Raw genomic sequence first — 19,697 nt, forward strand, 5'->3', positions numbered from 1 at the left:
GGCGGAAGGGGACACCATGGTGCAAGTACGCGTGGCCGGCGTCGCCCTCGACGCGGCGCAGCAGCACGTCATCCTGCTCAAGCCCGTCGACGCCGCCGCAGCATCCGGAACGATCCTTCCGGTGTGGATCGGCGCCCAGGAGGCCACGTCGATCCTCGTGGCCGTGGAGGGCGTGACGCCGCCTCGGCCCCTTGCTCACGACCTGATGGCGCGATTGGTGGAGGCGCTGGAGGGCGCGGTCGAGCGGGTGGAGGTCACGCGCGTCGAGGACGGCACGTTCTTCGCCGAGGTGACGCTGTTCACCCCGCACGGCCTCCGCGTGATCGACGCGCGGCCGTCGGACGCTATCGCCCTCGCCTCGCGGATGGGAGCGCCCATCTGGGTCGCCGATCGCGTGCTCGCCGAGGCCGGTGTGCCCGACGACGTCACGGAGGAAGCTGACGAGTCCGAGAAGCTCGACGAGTTCCGCCGGTTCCTCGACGACGTCGAGCCCGACGACTTCCAGCCCTGATCGCGCCTGCACCCTCGGCGATCAGGACGTCGTGGGCTCCCACCCGAGCGCCGGGGCGACATGGCGGGCGAAGGCCTCGATGAGGCGGAGGTTCCATGCCGCGCCGAGCTGGCTCGGGATCGTGAGCATGAGCGTGTCGGCGCTGCGGATCGCCGCGTCGTCCAGCAGCTGCTCGACGAGCACGTCGGGCTCGGCGGCGTAGGTACGGCCGAACGTGGACCGCACGCCGTCGATGATGCCGACCTGATCGGCGTCCTGGCCGCCGCGCAGCAGCATCGCGTCCTGCTCGGAGGTGATGGGGAAGATGCTGCGGCTCACCGACACCCGCGGCTCCCCGACGTGCCCGGCCGCATGCCAGGCGGCGCGGAACGCGTCGATCTGCCGCGCCTGCAGCTCGTCGAAGGGGATGCCGAGGTCTTCGCTCACGAGCGTCGACGACATCAGGTTGAGGCCGAGCCGGCCGGTCCACTCGGCGGTGGCGATGGTGCCGGCGCCCCACCACACGCGCGAACGGAGCCCGGGGGAGTGCGGCTCGACCCGCTGCGCCCCCGTGCCGGAGCCGAAGGGGCTCATCGGATCGGGCTCGGCGAGGCCCTCGCCCTCGATGGCGCGCAGGAAGAGGTCGAAGTGCTCGCGGGCGATGTCGGCGCCGCGGGGGTCCTGGCTCCCGGTGTAGCCGAACGCCTCGTATCCGCGAACGACGGTCTCGGGTGAGCCGCGGCTCACTCCGAGCGCGAGCCTCCCCCCGCTGAGGAGATCGACGGCGGCGGCCTCCTCGGCGAGGTACAGCGGATTCTCGTACCGCATGTCGATGACGCCCGTGCCGAGTTCGATGCGCCTCGTGCGCGCCGCGATGGCCGCCAGGAGGGGCAGAGGGGAGGACTGCTGCCGCGCGAAGTGGTGCACCCGGAAGTACACGCCGTTGACGCCCAGCTCGTCCAGGCCCTCGGCGAGCTCCACCGCCTGCAGCATCGAGTCGGCCGCGGTCAGCTGCCGGCCGCCGCCGAGGGGGCCGTAGTGACCGAAAGACAGGGTGCCGAATCGCCGCATACCCGCCTCAACCCCCGGTCATCCGGATGCATTCCCGCGCATACACATCCGCCAGCGGCGGTCGGCCTACTGCGCGGCCGTCGGGTCGTCGTGCTCGGTCTCGTCGTCGACGCCGGATGCGGCGTGCTCGGCGATCGCGTCATCGTCCGCCTGCACGGGAGCGAGGTCGGCGAGGTCTTCGCGGTCCTGGTTGGGCTGGCCGGTCTCACCGGTGACGTCTTCGGAGTCGGAAAGCGGGGCGGTGTCGGACATGGGTCTCCTCTCGGGGCGGATGCGATTCCCATCCGACCGCGCGGGAGCACGCGGCGGGACGGGGTTGACACCGACCGCTCACGCCGACAGGGCGATGTACTTCTCCTCGAGGTACTCGTGGATGCCCTCGAAGCCGCCCTCGCGTCCCAGTCCGCTCTGCTTCACGCCGCCGAACGGCGCGGCCGGGTCGCTGACCACGCCGCGGTTGACGGCGACCATGCCCGACTCCAGGCGTCGCGCCACGGCCACGGCCTCCCGCTCGGGCCCGAACACGTAGGCCATGAGTCCGAAGATCGTGTCGTTGGCCATCCGTACCGCGTCATCGACGTCGGTGTAGCGCACGACGGCGGTGACGGGCCCGAAGATCTCCACGGCGTTGATGGACGAGCCGTGCGCGACGCCGGTGAGGAGGGTGGGCGGGTAGAACGCGCCAGTCTCACTGCGCGTACCGCCGCGCACGAGCGTCGCACCCTCCGCGACGGCGCCGTCGACGAGGTCGGCGACCTTGTCGCGCTCGCCGACCGACACGAGCGCCCCGAGCGTGTTGTCCCGGTCCAGCCCGCTCCCGGTACGGATTCCCGCGAGCGCCTCATCCATCCGCGCGACGAAGGCGTCGTGGAGGGACTCGTGCACGTAGAAGCGGTTCGCCGCGGTGCAGGCCGATCCGCCGTTGCGCATCTTGGCCACCAGCGCGCCGTCGACGGCGGTGTCGAGGTCGGCGCCGGGGAGCACGATCACCGGTGCGTTCCCGCCGAGTTCCATCGACGCGCTCACGACGCTGTCGGCGCTGGCGTGCAGGAGGTCGCGGCCCACCTCCGTCGAGCCCGTGAACGAGAGCTTGCGCACTTCGGGGCGGTCGAGCATCGTCTTCACGAGCGGACCGGTGGGCACCGGGGTGACGAGGTTCACGACACCGTCGGGCACTCCCACGCGCTGGAGCACCTCGACGATGTACGCCGCGGTCAGCGGCGTCTCGCGCGCGGGCTTGAGGATGGTGGTGCATCCGGCCGCCAGCGCCGGAGCGAGCTTGCGCGTGGCCATGGCCGCGGGGAAGTTCCACGGCGTGATCAGCAGAGACACCCCGATCGGCTGACGGTCCACGACGATGCGCTTGTCGCCGGCCGGCGAGAGGCGGTAGTCGCCGCCGATGCGTACAGCCTCCTCGGCGAACCAGCGGAAGAACTCCGTCGCGTACGCCGCTTCGCCCGCGGCATCCGCCCATGCCTTGCCGTTCTCACGGACGATCGTCTCGGTGAGAGTATCCGCCTCCGCCCGCAGCGTCTCGAAGGCCGCGCGCAGGAGCTCGGATCGTTCGCGCGGCGCGGTCGCCGCCCACGCCTCCTGCGCCGCCGCGGCGGCGTCGACGGCGTCGGCGCAGTCCTGCTCGGTCGCCGCCGCGAAGCGCGCGAGGACCGATCCGTCAGCGGGATCGAGAACGTCGAAGCGCTCACCGGATGCACCGGCCCGCCAACGGCCGTCGATGAAGAGGTCGGAGAAGAAGGTCATGGGAGTCCCTATGCGTCCAGGGCGCCGGTGTCGGCGCGATCGAGGATGTCCAGAAGAAGCGCCCGGTCGGCGCGCACGGGAGACATCGTGACGAGCCGCGCCGACTGCAGCGCCCGCTCCGCGATGTCGCCGTGCTGGTCCCGGGTCACACCGATCTCGGCGAGCGTCGCCGGCACGCCGATGCGCGCGTTCAACCCGGCGATCGCGTGCACCACCGCGGCAGCGTCGTCGTCGGTGCTGAGCGATGATCCCAGGAGTGCGATGCGTGCGGAGGCGGCGGGGTCCTGCCGCAGCCGGTCCAGCACGAACGGGAGCAGGAGACCGGTGCCGAGGCCGTGCGGCGTGTGGGTGAGGGCTCCGATCGGATACTGCAGCGCATGGGAGAGGTGGGTGCCGGTCGGACCGAACGCGATCCCCGCCTGCAGGGATCCGAGCGCGGTCTGCAGGCGCGCTTCCCGATCGCCGGGGGAGTGCACGGCGACGGGAAGCCACGTGGACAGGCGTGCAGCCGCCTCGCGCGCCATCGCCTCCGCGAGGGCGTTGCGTCCCGTGAACAGCGGCAGCTCCCCGCCGAACTCGAGCGGGATCGCCGCTGCCGTGAACGACTCGACGGCGTGGACGAGCGCGTCGATCCCGGAGAACGCGGTGACGGAGGCTGGGGCGCCCATGCCGAGCTCCGGGTCGACGAGCGCGGCAGCGGGGATGAGGAAGGGGCTGGAGATCCCCACCTTCATCGCCCGCTCCGGGTCGGAGACCACGGCGACCGGCGTCACCTCCGACCCCGTCCCGGCCGTCGTCGGCATCGCCACGATCGGGGTCACGGGACCGGGAACGAGATTCTCGCCGTAGAACCGCGAGAGCGCGCCGGGATGGGCGATCGCCAGCGCGACGACCTTGGCCGCGTCCAGCACGCTCCCGCCGCCGAGGGCGAGGATGCTGTCGGCTCCGGCGTCGGCGGCCACCGATGCCGCCGCTTCGAGCGAGGCGAGCGGGAGCTCGGGGGCGATCTCGGTGTAGATCGTCGCCTCCAATCCGGCGCCGGCGAGATCGGCGAGGATCCCGTCGAACAGCGCGGTGCCGACGAGGAACGGATCGGCGAGGACCAGCACACGGGTGCCGAAGGAGGCGAGCAGGCGGGGCGCCTGCGCGCGGACGCCGAACCCGACGTGCACGCGGGCGGGCAACCGGAGGGTGCCGATGGCCCCGTCGCCCCCGGGGAGCGGAATCGTCATGCCACGAAACCGCCGTCGACGGGCAGGATGGCGCCGCTGATGTGCCCGGCGCGGTCGCTCAGCAGCCACGCCACAGCGTTCGCGACGTCGGCTCCGCGCCCGGCCCTGCGCAGCGGTGTGGCGGCGATCCGCGCCTCGACGCCGCCCGGGATGGCCTCCCGCGTGCGGTCGAGCATCGGGGATTCCGTCGGCCCCGGGGCCACGACGTTCACCCGGATGCCGGCGGGACCGACGTCGTGCGCGGCTGTCCGGGTGAGCCCGATGACCGCGTGCTTGGTCGCCTGGTACGCCCCCATGCCGCTGCTGCCGCGGAGCCCGCCGATGCTGCTGACGTTGACGATCGCTCCGGCCCCCCGCGGGCGCATCGCGCGGATCTCCTCCCGCAGGCACAACCACGTTCCCTTGACGTTGACGTCCAGGATGCGATCGAAGTCCTCCTCGGACACATCCTCGAGAAGTCCGGCCTGCGTCATCGCGGCGTTGTTGAACGCACCGTCCAGTCGCCCGTGGCGCTCCAGCGCGGCCTGCACCATGCGCGAGACGTCCTCCGCGGAGGCGATGTCGCCGGTGACGGCGGAGACCTCCGCGCCCGTCTCGCGGAGCTCCGCGGAAAGATCGTCCAGCGGTTCGCGGCGACGCGCCGCGAGCACGAGCGTGGCGCCCTCGGCGGCGAAGACGCGCGCAGCGTCGGTGCCGATCCCCCCGCTGGCGCCGACCAGCAGCACGACCTTGTCCGCGAGAAGCCCCGCGGTTGCCTCAGTGTTCGTCATCGAAACCCACCGTCCTGCCTGCCGTGACGGCGGCGCGCGCGGCCGCCCCCAGCAGACTCGCATCATTGCTCATCATCGTGAAGGTGAACCCCAGCGCGACGGCCGAGCGCACCGCATCCGCCGTCGCCCCACCGGCGTTGCCGACCGGGGTTCCCGTCGGGGCGATACGGGCGACCGCCTCGCGGATCAGCTCCGTCACGCGCGGGTCGCCGTCGGCCAGTCCCTCGCTCATCGCGAGGTCCGCCGCGCCGACGAGCACGGTGTCGACGCCCTCGGTCGCAGCGATCTCCCCGGCGTTGCGCACCGCCTCGGCGCTTTCGAGCTGGGCGATGAGGACGACCTCCTCCTGCCCGAAGCGGACGTATTCCTCACGCGGGAGGGCGCCCCACGCACCCGCCCGACTCGTGCCGCCGACACCGCGCGTTCCCACCGGCGGGAAGCGCATCATGCGCACCACTCGAGCGGCCTGGTCTGCCGTGTCGACGTGGGGCACCATGATCCCTTCCGCGCCGGCGTCGAGCACCCGCTGGATGAGGCCGGCGTCGGCTGCCGGAATGCGCACGATGGGCGCGACCCCCGACAGCCGCGCGACGCCGATCTGCGCATACATCGTCTGCAGGTCCAGGGGAGAGTGCTCCAGATCGATCACGACGAAGTCGAAGCCGGCGAGCGCGGCGAGCTCCACGCTCTCCACGGCGGGGAGCTTGACCCATGTCCCGATCGCCGGACCCGACGTGCGCTGCAGCGCCGCGCGGAACAGGCTCCGCCGCCGCGGGTCAGCGGGCGGGGTAGTCATCGGCGTTCAGCACCCATCCCGACTCGGAGAAATCCACGCGCGGCGGCGCGAAGATGTCGATCAACTGCTGGTGCGCGCCGACGCCCTGCGTCGTGTGCACCGTCGGCGGGGGGATGACGCAGATCGACGGGGTGCCGATCTCGCGGTGTTCGTCCTCTCGCCACTGCGTGGCATCCGGGCCCCAGGGGTAGCGGATGTGATGCACGAACCGGCCCTTCACCCCGAGGGAGATCTGCTCGAAGTCGTCGTGATGATGCGGGGAGAGCTTGCGCTCGTCGCGTGGCTGAGGCTCCTCGGCGAGGAAGTTGACCATCACCGTCGTCGTGCGGAAGATCCGGCCGAACCGGCCCTCGGCGATCGGGGTGTCCGCGAGACGGTACACGCGCAGGCGGAACCCGCCCACCGGGTCGGGCCAGGGCTCCAGGGGCGCCGCACGCAGGTCGGGCTCGGCATACGCCGGGGCATTGAGGGCGGCGGAGCGCAGGTCGTCGGCCACCGTGGAGAACAGGCGGATGACAACGCCGTCGCTCTCCGCACGGACGACGCTGTCGCCCGGGGGGACGACGATGAGCGCCTCTTCGGAGACCCCGGCCGTCTCGGTGCCCGCGCGGACGGTCACGGCCGCGCTGTCGGAGTACTGCAGCACGGTGTACTCATCGGGCTGACCCGTGCGGGCGAATTCGTCCCCGGCGCGCGCGTCGGTGTAGGCGATCACGAGGTTGGCCGCGCGCGCGATCCACGTGCGGCTGCCACGCGCGCTCGTGTCCGTCGGCTCGTGCGAGAGGAACTCGATCCACTGCGACGGCTTGATCGGCGTGCGGGGGTCCACCGTCCGCACCGGGGCGGCGGCGGCCAGGGTGGAGCGGATGTCGTCCGCGGCATACGTGCTCATGCGTTGCTTCCTGTCTTTCGTCCGCGAAGCGCCAGGATCGCGCGCGCGTCATCCGGGGTGGCGATCTCCTTGCCGAGGTCTTCGACGACGGCACGGATCTTCGTCACCTGCTGGGCGTTGGATTCCGCGAGCGTGCCCTTCGAGATCCACAGACTGTCTTCCAGCCCTACGCGCACGTGGCCGCCCAGCCACGCGCTGTGCGTTGCGAACTGCAGCTGGTCGCGCCCGGCGGCGAACGCGGAGAACGAATAGTCCGCGCCGAAGAGCTTGTCCGCGATGCGGACCATATGCTCGAGGTTGGCGTGGTCGGCGCCGATCCCGCCCAGGATGCCGAACACGCCCTGGATCATCAGCGGCGGCTCGGCGAGGCCCTTGTCGACGAAGTACGCCAGCGAATACAGGTGCCCGATGTCGTAGCACTCGTACTCGAATCGTGTCCCGCGCTCGCCGAGGTCGCGCAGCGTCCTCTCGATGCGGTCGAAGGTGTTGATGAAGGGGTGGGCGTACGTGTTCTGGACGTAGGGCTTCTCCCAGTCGTGCCGCCAATCGGTGACCTTGTCGGCGATCCCCGAGTAGACGAAGTTCATCGACCCCATGTTCATCGACGCCAACTCGGGCTCGAAGGTCACGGCCGCGGCCAGGCGCTCGTCCATCGTCATCTGCGACGAGCCGCCCGTGGTGATGTTGATCACGGCGTCGGTCTCGGCCATGATGCGCGGGACGATCTCGGCGAAGATCTCCGGTTCGAAGGCCGGGCGTCCGTCGGGATGCCGGGCGTGCAGGTGGACGATCGCCGATCCCGCTTCGACCGCTTCGATCGCCGCCGTGACGATCTCGTTCGGGGTGATGGGAAGGTGCGGGCTCTGGGACGGCACGTTCACCGACCCGGTGACGGCTGTCGTGATGATGACCTTCTCGGCTCGCCTCACTTGTTCGACTCCTCGAGACCCAGCAGGTAGGCGGTGTTGTGGCAGATCATCTGACGCATGTCCTTCTCGGAGATGCCGTGATCGAGCAGCTGCTGCACGATGTAGATGTAGCCGTCCACCGGGAGGGGGTTGCCCTTCTGTCCGAGGTCGGAGTCGATGACGGTGCGCTCGGGCCCGATCTTGCGGATCCAGTCCACCAGCTGCGTGATCGGCCACCGCGGGGCGGGAACGCCGGGGTGGTACATCGCCAGCTCGTGCTCGACGAACGCGCCGTATCCGAGCAGCTCCTCGATGACGTTGTCGGGCGTGTTCACGATGAAGTCGGGGTGGTGAAGCAGCATCCGGCGCACGCCGTTGCGATGTGCGGTCTGGATGAACGCCCGGAGCGAATCGCCGTCGAGGTGCCCGCCGGTGAGGAGGACGTCGGCCTCCGCGACGAGCTTCGTGACCAGCTCGGTCTCGGCCGAGACGTCCCCGGACTCGTCGAAGACGCTCTCGGCGTGCTCGTACAGCTCGCCACCGGGGCTCGGGAAGCCGTCGTCGTGCGTGTGCGCGGCGATGTGCTGTGCCGCTGACACCGTCGGCCCCCACACGCAGCGACCCCCCATGTTGATCGCCAGCGCCACCGCTGAAGGGTTCACGCCGCCGACCTCGGTGTTCAGCGCCACGCCGCCGTAGACGGGCGTGGGGGCGTCGGCGAGCAGCTTCTGCATCGCCAGGACGTCCATCGCCGTGTTGTGGTGGTGGCTCTTCACGAGGATGGCCCGCATTCCGATGCGCGCGCCGTCATAGGAGGCGTCGACGTGGTCCATCCGGCGAGGGAACGGCGAGGGGCCGGAGTGGCAGTGCAGGTCGACGGTGCCGTCCAGGACCTTTCGCAGCGCGGGGGAGGGGGTGAGTGCATCCTCAGCGATGAACGTCACGATAGGAGTCCTTTGTTCGGAATGTGCAATGTCCGTTCAGAATATGGACTTCCGAGTCGTCTGTCCAGTCGACCGTCGGAGCGCTGTGGTCGCGCCGTGTTCGGATTCTGAAAATGCAGATTGCATTATGAACGCGATATTGCTTTACTGAGCACGGCTCCCGGCGACTGCTGCCGGGTGCGATCCTCGAGGAGGCGGACGCGTGAGCGTGGATGATGTGGTCGGTACCGAGCCGGCTGAGACGCGCCTCGACGTCGATCGCGGCGGCATCCAGTCGATCGACCGGGCCGCCAACGTCCTCGCGCTCCTGGACCAGCACACGATGACCCTGACGCCCGCGATCGTCGCCGAGCGCCTCGGCCTCAATCGCACCACCGCGCACCGCTATCTGCAGTCACTGCAGGGCGCGGGATTCTTGAGCGCGTCCTACGGGCCGGGTCCGCTGCTCGACCAGCTTTCGGCCCTGGTCTCCGTGCGCCAGCAGATCCTCGGGCTGGCGCCGGCGATCCTGCGGCGCCTGGCGGATCAGACGAAGCTCACCTGCGTGCTGAGCTTCCTGGGCCGCTCCGGCGCCGTCGTCACCCTCGTCGAAGAGGCGAGCGAAGGGGCAGTGGTCCTCACTGTGCGTGTCGGAACCGTCCTGGAGCCTCGCGCCGCGCAGACTCGCGTGCTGTTGGCCTTTTCCTCCGACCCCCAGGCCGTCACCCGCATGCACGCATCCCTGTCGCCGTCCCGCACGCGCGAGGAGGAGCTCGCCCTGGCGCACGCGCGGCGGGATCGCATCGCGTGGGCCGACCTCGGCCAGGTCGGCCTGTCCTCGGTCGCCGTGCCGATCTTCGGCCGTCACGACGTCGAAGCGGCCATGGCGATGCTGGGCACCACCGCGATGCTCGAACCCGGCGACTCCCGCGCTGAGCGCGTGCGGGCCCTGCAGTCGGCGGCCACCACCCTGTCCTCTCTCCTGGCGAAGTGAGCACCATGACGACAACCGCGATAGACACTCCTGACGCGCCGGCGCGCCGGCGGCGCCTCGACCCCGGCTGGCTCCTGCTGATCCCGGCGCTCGGGCTGCTGGCGGTCGTGCTGCTCTACCCGCTCATCCAGAGCATCGTGCGCAGCTTCGGCAGCGCCGAAGGCTTCACGCTCGAGCACTACGCGAACCTGTTCACCGACGGCGTCACGATCACGATCCTGATGCGGACGGCACTGACGGCGGTGGTGGTGACGGTGGTCGCGTTCCTCCTCGGGTATCCGTACGCGTACCTGATGACGCGGGTCGGCCCGCGAACGCGGGGAATCCTCCTCGTGATCGTGCTCATCCCGTTCTGGACGTCGGTCATGGCGCGCAACTTCGCCTGGATCGTGATCCTGCAGCGCGACGGCCCGGTGTACCAGTTCTTCTCGTTCTTCGGATTGGACGTGGTGCTCTACGGCGACGTGGGCGGAGTGATCGTGGCGATGAGCCAGGTGCTCCTGCCGTTCATGGTGCTGCCGCTGTTCAGTGCCCTCAGCGGCATCGACCGCCGTCTGCTGCTGGCCGCGCGCGGGCTGGGCTCGCATCCGCTGGTCGCCTTCTGGAAGATCTACTGGCCGCTGTCGCGGGGCGGGGTCGTCTCCGGCCTCATCCTCGTGTTCACGCTGAGCCTCGGGTTCTACGTCACCCCGGCACTCCTCGGCTCCCCGCAGCAGTCGCTCGTCGCGCAGTTGCTGGCGCAGCGCACCACGCAACTGCTCGATTTCGCCGGTGCCGGCGCGCTCGGGATGCTCGTGCTCGTCGTGACCATCGCGCTCGTCGCCTGGGCCAACCGCCTCGGCGGGACCATCTCGGCCCTGGGGGTCGTCGCCACCACTCGGACGGGGGAGCGTTCATGACCGCCACGACAACGCCGTCGATCGACGACCGGACCGGCTCGCTGGGGGTGCCCGCCCCTCGACGACGCCGTCGCGACCGCGGCGTCGACCCGATCCCGTGGTGGCTCGTCGCGGTCGGCGCGATCGTCGCGCTCTACTTCATCCTCCCGACCCTCTTCGTCATCCCGATGAGCTTCAGCGAGGCCACGACGTTCCAGTTCCCGCCGCGCGGGTTCTCGTTCCATCTCTACGAGAACTTCTTCACCAACCCGGCGTGGCTGACGTCGCTGGGCAACTCCTTCCTCGTCGGCATCCTGGCCGCGATCCTGGCGACGGTGGTCGGCACCGCCGCCGCACTCGGTCTGCACCGTCTCAGCGGACGGCTCGCCGGCTTCGCGCGGACGCTCCTGATGATCTCGCTCGTCTCGCCCGCGATCGTCATCGCGGTGGCGATCTACATCACCTTCCTGCAGTGGCGACTCACGGGGAGCCTCGTCGGCTACGTCCTCGCGCACGCCGCCATCGGTATGCCCTTCGTCCTCGTCGCCGTGACGAGCGCCCTGGGAGGACTCGACCCGAAACTGTCCCTGGCCTCCGCGTCCCTGGGTGCGCCGCCGTTGCGGACTTTCCTGCGCATCACGATGCCGCTCATCAGCCGAGGCATCTTCACCGGGGCGATCTTCGCCTTCGTGACCTCGTTCGACGAGGTGGTCATCGCCCTGTTCCTCCGATCGCCGACATTCCAGACGCTCCCGGTGCAGATGTACAACAGCGTCACCGTCGAGATCGACCCCACCATCGCCGCGTCATCGAGCCTCGTCGTCGTGGCCGTCACCGCCGTCTTCCTGCTGCCGCTCGTCGTGCGGCGCAAGAAGAAGAGTTAGGAGATCCCCGTGTCCACCTCCACCGTTGCCTCCCCGCAGTCGCCGGCGTCGGCGCCGACGCAGGGAACCCAGATCCGACTACGCGGCGTCACGAAAGACTACGGTCTGGCCGCCCCCGCCGTCGACGACGTCACCCTCACGATCGAGCCCGGAGAGTTCATGACGCTCCTCGGACCGAGCGGTTCGGGTAAGACCACGACGCTGAACCTCATCGCCGGGTTCGAGACCCTCACGGCAGGAACCATCGCGTTCAACGGAGCCGATGTCGGCATCCTCCCGCCGCACAAGCGCAATCTCGGGATGCTCTTCCAGAACTATGCGCTGTTCCCGCACATGACCGTCGCGCAGAACATCGCCTACCCGCTGCGCGAACGCCGGATGCCTCGGGCAGAGATCGAGCGCAAGGTCGCGGATGTGCTCGAGCTGGTGCAGCTGCAGGGCAGAGACGGCCACTACCCCCGTCAACTGTCGGGCGGCCAGCAGCAGCGCGTCGCCCTCGCGCGGGCGATCGTCTTCCACCCGAGCGCACTGCTCCTCGACGAGCCGCTGGGAGCCCTCGACCGCAACCTCCGGGCCGCGCTGCAGCTGGAGATCCGGCGCATCCATCGCGAGGTGGGATCGACGTTCGTCTTCGTGACGCACGACCAGGAGGAGGCCATGAACCTCTCCGATCGCATCGCCCTGTTCAACACCGGCCGCATCGAGCAGCTGGGGACGCCCGAACAGCTGTACCACGCCCCCGAGACGCTCTTCACGGCGCGCTTCCTGGGCGACTCGAATGTTTTCGCCATCGACGGCCCGGGTACGGGCTCGACCCTGGCGTGGGAAGGCGCGGTGTGGCGGGTCGATCCTCGGACCGTCTCCCCGCATCCGGGAGTCGCGCAGAGATGCGCCGTGGTGGTCAGGCCGGAGGACCTGCACCTCGCGCCGTCGACGGCCGATGTGCCGCCGGATGCCAACTCCCTCCCGGCCCGTGTGCGCGACATCGAGTACATGGGCTCGTACCGCACCGTGGTCCTGGCGTACGGCTCGGCGGGCACCCCCGGCCGCGTGCGGGTCGAGGCGTTCGACGCCGGCTTCGCCATCGACGACCAGGTGGTGGCGTGGTGGCGGCCCGAGAGGCAGCGCGTCGTGGCCGCGTGACGTTCGCATTGTGGGACGGCGAGCCCACAATGTGCCGATCAGGTAACGATCACCGTCCATCGACACTCGGACGAACTCTGCGACCTAATGTTCACATGACGAAGTCACAGATTACATCACGAACAGTTCTCACAACTCACACCCGAGAAAAGGAAGAGAAATGACCAAGACGAAGATGTCTCTGGCGGTCCTCGCGGCGCTGGCCACGACGGTCGCCCTGTCCGCCTGCGCGGGAGGCGGCGCGAGCGCGCCCGAGGAGTCCGGCGACGGCGACCAGGCGGCCTCGGTCACCCTGACGTACGTCGGCTACGGCGGCGACGGACAGGCGGCGCAGATCGAGGCGTGGCAGAAGCCGTACACCGCAGCGAACCCGAATGTGACCTTCATCAACACCTCGCCGCCGGACGTCGCCCAGGTGAAGGCCCAGGTCGAAAGCGGCGCCATCCAGTGGGACGTCATGGCGATCGCCCCCTACGCGGCCGAGCAGAACTGCGACACCCTCTTCGAGCCTCTCGAGTTCGACGACCTCGACGAGACGGATCTCGTCGAGGGCGCGGTGGGCGAGTGCTACATCGGCAACTGGATCAACACGACCCCGTTCGCGTACCGCACCGACGCCTTCCCCGAGGGCAAGGGCCCCAAGACGATCGAGGACTTCTTCGACCTCGAGAAGTTCCCCGGCCAGCGCGGCATCGTCACCAACCTGCAGAACGGCATCCTCGAGTACCCGCTGCTTGCTGACGGCGTCGCGCCCGACGAGCTGTACCCGCTGGATGTCGACCGGGCGCTGGACAAGCTCGACGAGATCCGCGACAACACGCTGTTCGCCCCGAACGTCGGCGCCCTCCAGCAGGCCGTCGCCTCCAACCAGGTCGACATGTTCTTCCTGCCCGACTCGCGGCTTGTCCCCCTGATGAAGGACGGCACCGACATCACGATCGTGTGGGACGGCGCAGTGGCCTCGATCAACGGGTTCGCTGTGCCGAAGGGGTCGACGAAGCTCGAGGCCGCGGAGGCCTTCATGGCGTCGGTCACCGCACCCGAGCAGGTCGCAAAGATCACCGAGCTCCTGGGCGTGGCGCCGATCAACCTGGCCTCCGAGCCGAAGCTCGACGAGTACACCGAGAAGCTGGATGTCTTCAACCCCGAGGTGAACCCGGGCGAGACCGTCATTCAGGACATCGACTGGTACGCCGAGAACTTCAACGAGGTCACCACACAGGTCACCAACTGGCTGGCGGGATGACGATGACCCTCCTGGACGCGCCGCCCTGCCCGGTTCCTCATGTGAACTACCATTCGGGCATGGCGAACACCGAGCAGGGCGACGCGTCCACCTCCGACATCCAGGCCGTCGCCCGCGTCGGTCAGATCTGCGCCCTCTTCGGCCCCGGAACCGTGGAGCTGTCGGCCGCGGACGTGGCCGAGCTGACGAGCCTGAACCGCACGACCGCCTACCGGTACTGCTCGTCGATGGTGGCGGCCGGCATCCTCCAGCGGGGCGAGCGGCGCGGAACCTTCGCCCTCGGTCGCCTGATGCTGGAGCTCGGCATCCACGCACTCGGGCGTCAGCGTGTGCTGGAGGTGGCGCCCCCTCACCTGCGGGAGCTGCGCACCCAGGCGCGGATGACGGCGATCCTGAGCCTGTGGGGAGCAGCCGGGCCGGTCGTCGCCCTGGTCGAAGACGATGTCAGCCGCGCGGTCGTCGTGACCGTGCGCGCCGGCACGCGTCTGGACACCACCGCGGCGCAGACCCACGTCTTCCTGGCCTACGCGGGGGCGGACGTGTTCGAGGAGGCCGCATCCGGCCTCAGTGCCGCGGAGAACGAGCGGCTTCGAGCGGATGTCGCGCGCGTGCGCGAGCACGGCTACAGCGTGCTCCCGCAGTCCGGTGGCCTCGTGGCCGCGGCCGCGCCGGTCTTCGATGACGAGGGCATCCGGGCATCCGTCGCCCTGCTGGGCGCGCAGCCGCGCGAGTACTTCGCGGAAGGGTCGGAGCCCTTGCGCCTGCTCCGCGAGACGGCGGACGCGATCGGACGAGAACTGGGAGGCGGCCGTGGGCGGACATCCGGACTATGACGCCCTTCTGCGAGCGGATCCGCCCGGCTCCAGCTGGGACGTGTTCGGGCGCACGGACGAACGGGGGACGATCAACTTCCTCACGCCCGAGCGGGTGGCAGCGGCGGCGCACGCGGTGCGGACGGGGTCGCGGTTCAACCTCGACTATCCAGTGAACGCCTTCGAGCCCTACCCCACCGGGACGCGGCCGGCCACGCAGCACCACGTCTTCGCCAACAACGAGTTCCACCGCGACGACTGGCTGGACTCCTTCTATCTCCAGTCGACGTCGCAACTCGATTCGCTCCGGCACATCGGTCATCCGGAGCACGGGTTCTACAACGGCCTGCCGGCCGCGGAGAACACCGACGATTCCACGGCCCTCGGCATCCACACCTGGGCGGAGTCGGGGATCGCGGGGAGGGGTGTGCTGCTGGACGTGCCGGCGCATTTCGCCCGCACCGGTCGCGACTACGACGTCGAGACGACAGTGGTCCTCGACGTCGAGGACCTCGACGCGATGGCGCAGGCGCAGGGTGTCACGTGGCTCGGCGGCGACATGCTGCTGCTGCGCACCGGGTGGGCGGAGAACTACGTCGCGAAGACGCCCGAGGAGCGCGTGGAGTTCAACACCCGCAACCGCTCGCCGGGCCTGGCACAGCGCGAGCGGATCCTGCGCTGGTTGTGGGACCGCGAGATCGCGCTCGTGGCGAGTGACACCCCCGCGGTGGAAGCCGACCCCGTCGTGGAGTCCGACTTCCGTGTGCCGGGGGAGCGCGCGCCCGAGCGCGGCGTCAATCACAGCGGGATGCTCCATCGTCCGCTCATCGCGCTGCTGGGCATGGCGATGGGCGAACTGTGGAAGCTCGACGAGCTCGCCGCCGCCTCCGCCGCCGACGGACGCTACGACTTTTTCCTGACGTGCAAGCCGCTCAACATCCCTGGTGGGGTGGGGTCACCCCCGAACGCCCTCGCCATCCGCTGACGTGGCCGGCACGAGGAGGGGTCGGGGTGCCCCAGGGTGCGCGCGGCGTCCACAGGCCAGTTCGGATGGTGAAGGAGTTCGCGACCGAGCGCGACCAGGTCGGCGACTCCATGACAGGTGTCGGGCGTCAGCCTGCTGGCGTACGATCTGGCGGCGTCCGTCCGCGCGGGCGACCGCCCGAAGGATCGGCTCATCGCCTGCTGCATCTCGGCGCCGTGGGTACGCCCGCCCCGGACCCCTGTCAATCCCCGCGCCGTAAGAACCGGATCGCGACAGGCTCGACCGGCGGAAGCGATGCGCGCTCCGCGGGACGGAGCGGACGATGAAGGCGTTGACGTGGCAGGGCAAGCGGTCGGTGGACGTGCGGGAGGTGGCCGATCCGACGGTGCAGCTGCCGACCGACGCGATCGTCCGCATCACGTCGACGGCGATCTGCGGGTCGGACCTGCATCTGTATGAACTCTTCGGGCCGTTCCTGGACCCGGGCGACATCCTGGGGCACGAGGCGATGGGAGTCGTCGAAGAGGTGGGCGACGGCGTGTCGACGCTTCGTCCGGGCGACCGCGTCGTCGTGCCGTTCAACATCGCGTGCGGGCACTGCTTCATGTGCCGGCACGGCTTGCAGTCGCAGTGCGAGACCACGCAGGTGACCGAGTACGGCTCCGGCGCATCGCTCTTCGGCTATACGAAGCTCTACGGGCAGGTTCCGGGCGGGCAGGCGGGCATGCTGCGGGTGCCGCTCGCGGACTACAACACAATTCTCGTGGGAAAGGACCTCCCGGAAGATCGCTACCTCTTCCTCAGCGACATCCTCCCCACCGCGTGGCAGGGTGTGCAGTACGCCAACCTGCAGGAGAACGGCACTCTGGTCGTCCTGGGACTCGGCCCCGTCGGGCAGTTCGCCGCCCGCATCGGGGTGCACCTGGGTCACCGGGTGATCGGGATCGACCCCGTGCCCGAGCGACGTGAGCTCGCGGCGCGTTTCGGCGTCGAGGCGTGGGAGGACGAAGACACCCTCGCGCGGGTGCGCGACGTGACGGAGGGCCGCGGCGCCGACGCAGTCCTGGATGCGGTGGGGCTCGAGGCGCACGGCAACCCGGGGGTGCAGTTCGCGCATCAGGCGATCGGGCTCCTCCCCGACGCTGTCGCGAAGCCGCTCATGGAGAACGCCGGCATCGACCGGCTGGCTGCCCTCCACTCCGCCATCGACCTCGTGCGCCGCGGCGGCACCGTGTCGATCAGCGGCGTCTACGCCGGCGATGCCGACGTCCTCCCGATGAAGACGATGTTCGACAAGCAACTGTCGCTGCGGATGGGCCAGTGCAACGTCAAACGGTGGATCGACGACCTGCTTCCCCTGGTGGAGGACCCGTCCGATCCGCTCGGGACGGAGCAGCTCGTCACCCATCGGGCTCCGCTGGAGGACGCTCCCGGCCTCTACGAGAAGTTCCAGAAGAAGCAGGACGGGTGCATCAAGGTCGTTCTCGAACCCCGCTGAGGCCGGGCCGGCACCGCCCGTGCCGTGCGCGCAGAGTGCGCATGGGCGTGGCTGCGCGTGCGATGCGGCGACCCCCGTACCGTACCCCGCCGCGGATGCGGAGGACGAGGGCTGCCCACACCGTGACGCTGCGCTCGGCCACCCACGCGGGCGCCCAGAGAGCGCTCGTCGGGGGGAAGACCGCGCGACCCCCCGCGCGGCGCCTTCCGATCTCCGCGAGCGCGACGGCGCCGGCGAGGACGATCGGGACGGATCGGCGGCGGAATGTCGCGACGACGAGCGGCAGGAGCGACGCCTCGACAGCGAGGCGCACCGGCTGAGCAAAGTCGTCGTACGCCTGTCGCACGCGCTGCGACAGGAAGTGCCGCGCGCTGGGCGGACGGCGCGCGATGAGGATGTCGCGGCGGATCGCCACGCGCGCGCCGGCGGCGCGGAGGGTCCGCTCCATCTCGAGGTTCTCGAAGAGGACGTCGGCGTCATACCCGCCGGTGCGCTCCAGCGCCGATCGGCGGACTCCGTATGTGCCGGGATAGTCCGCCGCGAGCGCGCGATTGAGCAGCATCCGGCCGGTGTCCCATCGCGCATGCCAGGGGAGGGGGACGAAATGATTCTGTGGCCTGACCATGTCGGCATCCGTCAGGGCGTCCACGACCGCGCGCAGGGAGGCCTCGTCGTACCGCACGTCGTCGTCGGCGAGAATGACGCGCTCGTGCCGCGCGATGGCCAGACCGGTGAGGACGCCGCGCACCTTGCCGTTCGCGCCCGCGGTGACGGCGACCGGCACGTGACGCACGAAGCGCCCCCATGCCCGCGCGTGGGCGTTGAAGCGTGCGAGTGACGATCCGTCGACGATCGTCACGTCGACCCAGGTCGACAGCTGCGCGAGGTATTCGGTGACGTCGGCGAGGGCGGCGTCATCGCTCCATTTCAGCGGCAGGATGTACTCCGCCTCGATCGCGGTCACTCCTCGGTGCGGAATCCCGCGGGCTTGTGGGTGCCGTCGCAGAAGGGCTTGATGGCAGACAACCCGCAACGGCAGAGAGCCACCGTACGGCGCCGCCGAGGGATCGGCGCCCCGTCGGCGTCGAGCAGTTCGACGTCGCCGCGCACGAGGAGTGGACCGTCGGCGTAGGCCGTGATGGTGACCGGCGGGCCGTTCACGGGCGCGCTCCTTCTCGCAGCGACGTCTCGCCGCGCGACCAGCAGTCGAGCATATGGGAGCCCACCCGCCCATCCACGACGAGGCATGCGGCCGCGCCGAAGACGATGTCCGGGAGGAGATCGGGGCGGTCCTCCGCGAGACTTCCGGCCAGGTCCCTTCCTGCGATCTGCTCGTGCACCGCATCCGCCTCGACGTGCTCGTCGAAGTACTCCGTCACGTCCTCGCTGTATCCCAGCCGGCGAAGACCGTCGGCGTAAAACTTGTTCGGTATAGAGGACGTCATCTCGAACGCGGCGAGGTGCCCGACGATAGCGCCGAGCAGGCGACGATTCATGCCGAACATCGACATGGTGTTCAGCGACGCCAGCGTGACGGCCGGCACGGCGTCGACATAGGCACCGTACGAGTCATCGAGTCCGGCACCGCGCATCGCGGCAGCGAAGATCGTCGCGTGCATCCGCTCGGGCCGGCCGCCGCCGTACTCGTCGGACTGGATCTCCACGAGGGCCGCCTTGGCCCGTCCACGCAGCCGCGGGATCGCCCAGGAGTGCGGATCTGCCTCGCGGAGCGTGTAGACGGAGCGTTGGATGAAGAACTCCCGCGCCTCGCCTGCGCTCGCCTTGCGGGCCATATACCGCGACAGACTCGGACCGCTGTCGGCGGATGTGAGCGCGAAGAGTGCGCGGGCGACCGCATCGGCCGTGGGTTCGGGAAGCGGGGGCAGCGGCACGGTGGACCGCAGTTCGTCCTCGAACGCCGTCTCCAGCACGCGCCGCACCTCGACGAGCTCGGGGTCCCATTCGAGGTCGGCGGAGAATCCGTCTATCGAGCCGTACGCCGAGGCATACAGGGCGAACAGGGCGAGCTGGACGTCGTCGTCGTCGCTGACCGCGGCGGTCGCCGCGACGGCGGCGGCGGCGAGGTCGGCGAGCTCCGAGGGGGCGGCGGCGAGGGTGAGGCGGCGCAGCACGGCGTCGCTCAGGGGCCCGCGGGGCGAGAAGGGCACGCCGACGGCGGAGGGGACCAGATCGAGCACGGTCACGGAGGGCTCCGTTCTTCCTGGGGAGATACCTGCACTCTCCCGCACGAGCGGAGGTCGGCCGGTGCCCTTGACAAGCACAGCGGCGGGCGTCCGCCCCGCGGGCTCTCGCGCGGATTGTGCACCCGTCGCGTCCGCAGGACAACCCCCGTGGCGGATCGGCCCCGACACGCCTTGGGTGGGACGCACGCGCCACCCCGGTCGACCGACCATCCC

General features: G+C 70.0%; 21 protein-coding genes. 9 read left to right on the forward strand and 12 right to left on the reverse strand.

Features of this window, described 5'->3' with window-relative positions:
- Positions 1 to 16 precede the first annotated feature (16 nt).
- Positions 17 to 511 (forward strand): bifunctional nuclease family protein, encoded by a 495-nt coding sequence (locus tag ACTU3I_RS07815; protein ID WP_442925096.1) that lies wholly within the window; start codon positions 17 to 19, stop codon positions 509 to 511.
- A 21-nt stretch (positions 512 to 532) separates the two neighbouring features.
- Here ACTU3I_RS07815 and ACTU3I_RS07820 read toward each other — a convergent pair whose 3' ends face one another.
- From ACTU3I_RS07820 to ACTU3I_RS07860, 9 genes are all read right to left on the reverse strand, one after another.
- Complete coding sequence (locus ACTU3I_RS07820; protein WP_442925097.1) at positions 533 to 1,561, reverse strand: LLM class flavin-dependent oxidoreductase; 1,029 nt, start codon at positions 1,559 to 1,561, stop codon at positions 533 to 535.
- A gap of 66 nt (positions 1,562 to 1,627) precedes the next feature.
- Positions 1,628 to 1,813 (reverse strand): hypothetical protein, encoded by a 186-nt coding sequence (locus ACTU3I_RS07825; RefSeq protein WP_442925098.1) that lies wholly within the window; start codon positions 1,811 to 1,813, stop codon positions 1,628 to 1,630.
- A gap of 78 nt (positions 1,814 to 1,891) precedes the next feature.
- Positions 1,892 to 3,319, reverse strand: coding sequence for an NAD-dependent succinate-semialdehyde dehydrogenase (locus tag ACTU3I_RS07830; RefSeq protein ID WP_442925099.1), 1,428 nt, complete (start codon positions 3,317 to 3,319; stop codon positions 1,892 to 1,894).
- Between the two features lie 8 nt (positions 3,320 to 3,327).
- Complete coding sequence (locus ACTU3I_RS07835) at positions 3,328 to 4,551, reverse strand: iron-containing alcohol dehydrogenase (protein ID WP_442925100.1); 1,224 nt, start codon at positions 4,549 to 4,551, stop codon at positions 3,328 to 3,330.
- Positions 4,548 to 5,321: an SDR family NAD(P)-dependent oxidoreductase gene (locus tag ACTU3I_RS07840; RefSeq protein WP_442925101.1), complete on the reverse strand. Its 774-nt coding sequence runs from the start codon at positions 5,319 to 5,321 to the stop codon at positions 4,548 to 4,550. Before ACTU3I_RS07840 ends, ACTU3I_RS07835 begins: the two co-directional genes overlap by 4 nt.
- Positions 5,308 to 6,117: an HpcH/HpaI aldolase family protein gene (locus ACTU3I_RS07845; RefSeq protein WP_442925102.1), complete on the reverse strand. Its 810-nt coding sequence runs from the start codon at positions 6,115 to 6,117 to the stop codon at positions 5,308 to 5,310. The genes ACTU3I_RS07840 and ACTU3I_RS07845 overlap by 14 nt, the downstream gene beginning before the upstream one ends.
- Positions 6,098 to 7,009, reverse strand: a complete 912-nt coding sequence (locus tag ACTU3I_RS07850; RefSeq protein ID WP_442925103.1) for a hypothetical protein — start codon at positions 7,007 to 7,009, stop codon at positions 6,098 to 6,100. The genes ACTU3I_RS07845 and ACTU3I_RS07850 overlap by 20 nt, the downstream gene beginning before the upstream one ends.
- Positions 7,006 to 7,938 (reverse strand): 3-keto-5-aminohexanoate cleavage protein, encoded by a 933-nt coding sequence (locus tag ACTU3I_RS07855; protein ID WP_442925104.1) that lies wholly within the window; start codon positions 7,936 to 7,938, stop codon positions 7,006 to 7,008. Before ACTU3I_RS07855 ends, ACTU3I_RS07850 begins: the two co-directional genes overlap by 4 nt.
- Positions 7,935 to 8,861 (reverse strand): DUF6282 family protein, encoded by a 927-nt coding sequence (locus tag ACTU3I_RS07860; RefSeq protein ID WP_442925105.1) that lies wholly within the window; start codon positions 8,859 to 8,861, stop codon positions 7,935 to 7,937. Before ACTU3I_RS07860 ends, ACTU3I_RS07855 begins: the two co-directional genes overlap by 4 nt.
- A 202-nt stretch (positions 8,862 to 9,063) precedes the next feature.
- Between ACTU3I_RS07860 and ACTU3I_RS07865 the strand changes: the two genes are divergently transcribed.
- The 8 genes from ACTU3I_RS07865 to ACTU3I_RS07900 all read left to right on the forward strand — a co-directional run bounded on the left by ACTU3I_RS07865 (position 9,064) and on the right by ACTU3I_RS07900 (position 17,280).
- Positions 9,064 to 9,834, forward strand: coding sequence for an IclR family transcriptional regulator (locus tag ACTU3I_RS07865; RefSeq protein WP_442925106.1), 771 nt, complete (start codon positions 9,064 to 9,066; stop codon positions 9,832 to 9,834).
- A 5-nt stretch (positions 9,835 to 9,839) separates the two neighbouring features.
- A complete protein-coding gene (locus tag ACTU3I_RS07870) occupies positions 9,840 to 10,733 on the forward strand; it encodes an ABC transporter permease (RefSeq protein ID WP_442925107.1) in 894 nt (297 codons plus the stop codon).
- A complete protein-coding gene (locus ACTU3I_RS07875) occupies positions 10,730 to 11,596 on the forward strand; it encodes an ABC transporter permease (protein WP_442925108.1) in 867 nt (288 codons plus the stop codon). The genes ACTU3I_RS07870 and ACTU3I_RS07875 overlap by 4 nt, the downstream gene beginning before the upstream one ends.
- A 9-nt stretch (positions 11,597 to 11,605) precedes the next feature.
- The gene (locus tag ACTU3I_RS07880) at positions 11,606 to 12,739 is read left to right on the forward strand and encodes an ABC transporter ATP-binding protein (protein ID WP_442925109.1); all 1,134 of its coding nucleotides are present in this window, start codon (positions 11,606 to 11,608) and stop codon (positions 12,737 to 12,739) included.
- A 160-nt stretch (positions 12,740 to 12,899) separates the two neighbouring features.
- Positions 12,900 to 13,985, forward strand: a complete 1,086-nt coding sequence (locus ACTU3I_RS07885; protein WP_442925110.1) for an extracellular solute-binding protein — start codon at positions 12,900 to 12,902, stop codon at positions 13,983 to 13,985.
- Between the two features lie 59 nt (positions 13,986 to 14,044).
- Positions 14,045 to 14,818: an IclR family transcriptional regulator gene (locus ACTU3I_RS07890; RefSeq protein WP_442925111.1), complete on the forward strand. Its 774-nt coding sequence runs from the start codon at positions 14,045 to 14,047 to the stop codon at positions 14,816 to 14,818.
- Positions 14,796 to 15,782 (forward strand): cyclase family protein, encoded by a 987-nt coding sequence (locus tag ACTU3I_RS07895; protein WP_442925112.1) that lies wholly within the window; start codon positions 14,796 to 14,798, stop codon positions 15,780 to 15,782. The genes ACTU3I_RS07890 and ACTU3I_RS07895 overlap by 23 nt, the downstream gene beginning before the upstream one ends.
- Before the next feature lie 322 nt (positions 15,783 to 16,104).
- Entirely contained in the window at positions 16,105 to 17,280 is a 1,176-nt protein-coding gene (locus tag ACTU3I_RS07900; protein WP_442925113.1) for an alcohol dehydrogenase catalytic domain-containing protein, read from the forward strand.
- Here the strand turns inward: ACTU3I_RS07900 and ACTU3I_RS07905 are convergent.
- From ACTU3I_RS07905 to ACTU3I_RS07915, 3 genes are read right to left on the reverse strand one after another with little or no spacing between them, the layout of a single operon-like run.
- Positions 17,255 to 18,244 (reverse strand): glycosyltransferase, encoded by a 990-nt coding sequence (locus ACTU3I_RS07905; protein WP_442925114.1) that lies wholly within the window; start codon positions 18,242 to 18,244, stop codon positions 17,255 to 17,257. The genes ACTU3I_RS07900 and ACTU3I_RS07905 overlap by 26 nt on opposite strands.
- The gene (locus tag ACTU3I_RS07910) at positions 18,241 to 18,441 is read right to left on the reverse strand and encodes a CDGSH iron-sulfur domain-containing protein (RefSeq protein WP_442925115.1); all 201 of its coding nucleotides are present in this window, start codon (positions 18,439 to 18,441) and stop codon (positions 18,241 to 18,243) included. The genes ACTU3I_RS07905 and ACTU3I_RS07910 overlap by 4 nt, the downstream gene beginning before the upstream one ends.
- Complete coding sequence (locus ACTU3I_RS07915) at positions 18,438 to 19,484, reverse strand: iron-containing redox enzyme family protein (protein WP_442925116.1); 1,047 nt, start codon at positions 19,482 to 19,484, stop codon at positions 18,438 to 18,440. The genes ACTU3I_RS07910 and ACTU3I_RS07915 overlap by 4 nt, the downstream gene beginning before the upstream one ends.
- Positions 19,485 to 19,697: the final 213 nt, after the last annotated feature.

Source organism: Microbacterium sp. RD1 (assembly GCF_052220165.1).
GTDB lineage: Bacteria > Actinomycetota > Actinomycetes > Actinomycetales > Microbacteriaceae > Microbacterium.

Excerpts from the sequence above, each read along its gene's own strand:
- ACTU3I_RS07815 (WP_442925096.1), top strand. The coding sequence starts at position 17 with ATGGTGCAAGTACGCGTGGCCGGCGTCGCCCTCGACGCGGCGCAGCAG.
- ACTU3I_RS07820 (WP_442925097.1), bottom strand. The coding sequence starts at position 1,561 with ATGCGGCGATTCGGCACCCTGTCTTTCGGTCACTACGGCCCCCTCGGC.
- ACTU3I_RS07825 (WP_442925098.1), bottom strand. The coding sequence starts at position 1,813 with ATGTCCGACACCGCCCCGCTTTCCGACTCCGAAGACGTCACCGGTGAG.
- ACTU3I_RS07830 (WP_442925099.1), bottom strand. The coding sequence starts at position 3,319 with ATGACCTTCTTCTCCGACCTCTTCATCGACGGCCGTTGGCGGGCCGGT.
- ACTU3I_RS07835 (WP_442925100.1), bottom strand. The coding sequence starts at position 4,551 with ATGACGATTCCGCTCCCCGGGGGCGACGGGGCCATCGGCACCCTCCGG.
- ACTU3I_RS07840 (WP_442925101.1), bottom strand. The coding sequence starts at position 5,321 with ATGACGAACACTGAGGCAACCGCGGGGCTTCTCGCGGACAAGGTCGTG.
- ACTU3I_RS07845 (WP_442925102.1), bottom strand. The coding sequence starts at position 6,117 with ATGACTACCCCGCCCGCTGACCCGCGGCGGCGGAGCCTGTTCCGCGCG.
- ACTU3I_RS07850 (WP_442925103.1), bottom strand. The coding sequence starts at position 7,009 with ATGAGCACGTATGCCGCGGACGACATCCGCTCCACCCTGGCCGCCGCC.
- ACTU3I_RS07870 (WP_442925107.1), top strand. The coding sequence starts at position 9,840 with ATGACGACAACCGCGATAGACACTCCTGACGCGCCGGCGCGCCGGCGG.
- ACTU3I_RS07875 (WP_442925108.1), top strand. The coding sequence starts at position 10,730 with ATGACCGCCACGACAACGCCGTCGATCGACGACCGGACCGGCTCGCTG.
- ACTU3I_RS07885 (WP_442925110.1), top strand. The coding sequence starts at position 12,900 with ATGACCAAGACGAAGATGTCTCTGGCGGTCCTCGCGGCGCTGGCCACG.
- ACTU3I_RS07890 (WP_442925111.1), top strand. The coding sequence starts at position 14,045 with ATGGCGAACACCGAGCAGGGCGACGCGTCCACCTCCGACATCCAGGCC.
- ACTU3I_RS07900 (WP_442925113.1), top strand. The coding sequence starts at position 16,105 with ATGAAGGCGTTGACGTGGCAGGGCAAGCGGTCGGTGGACGTGCGGGAG.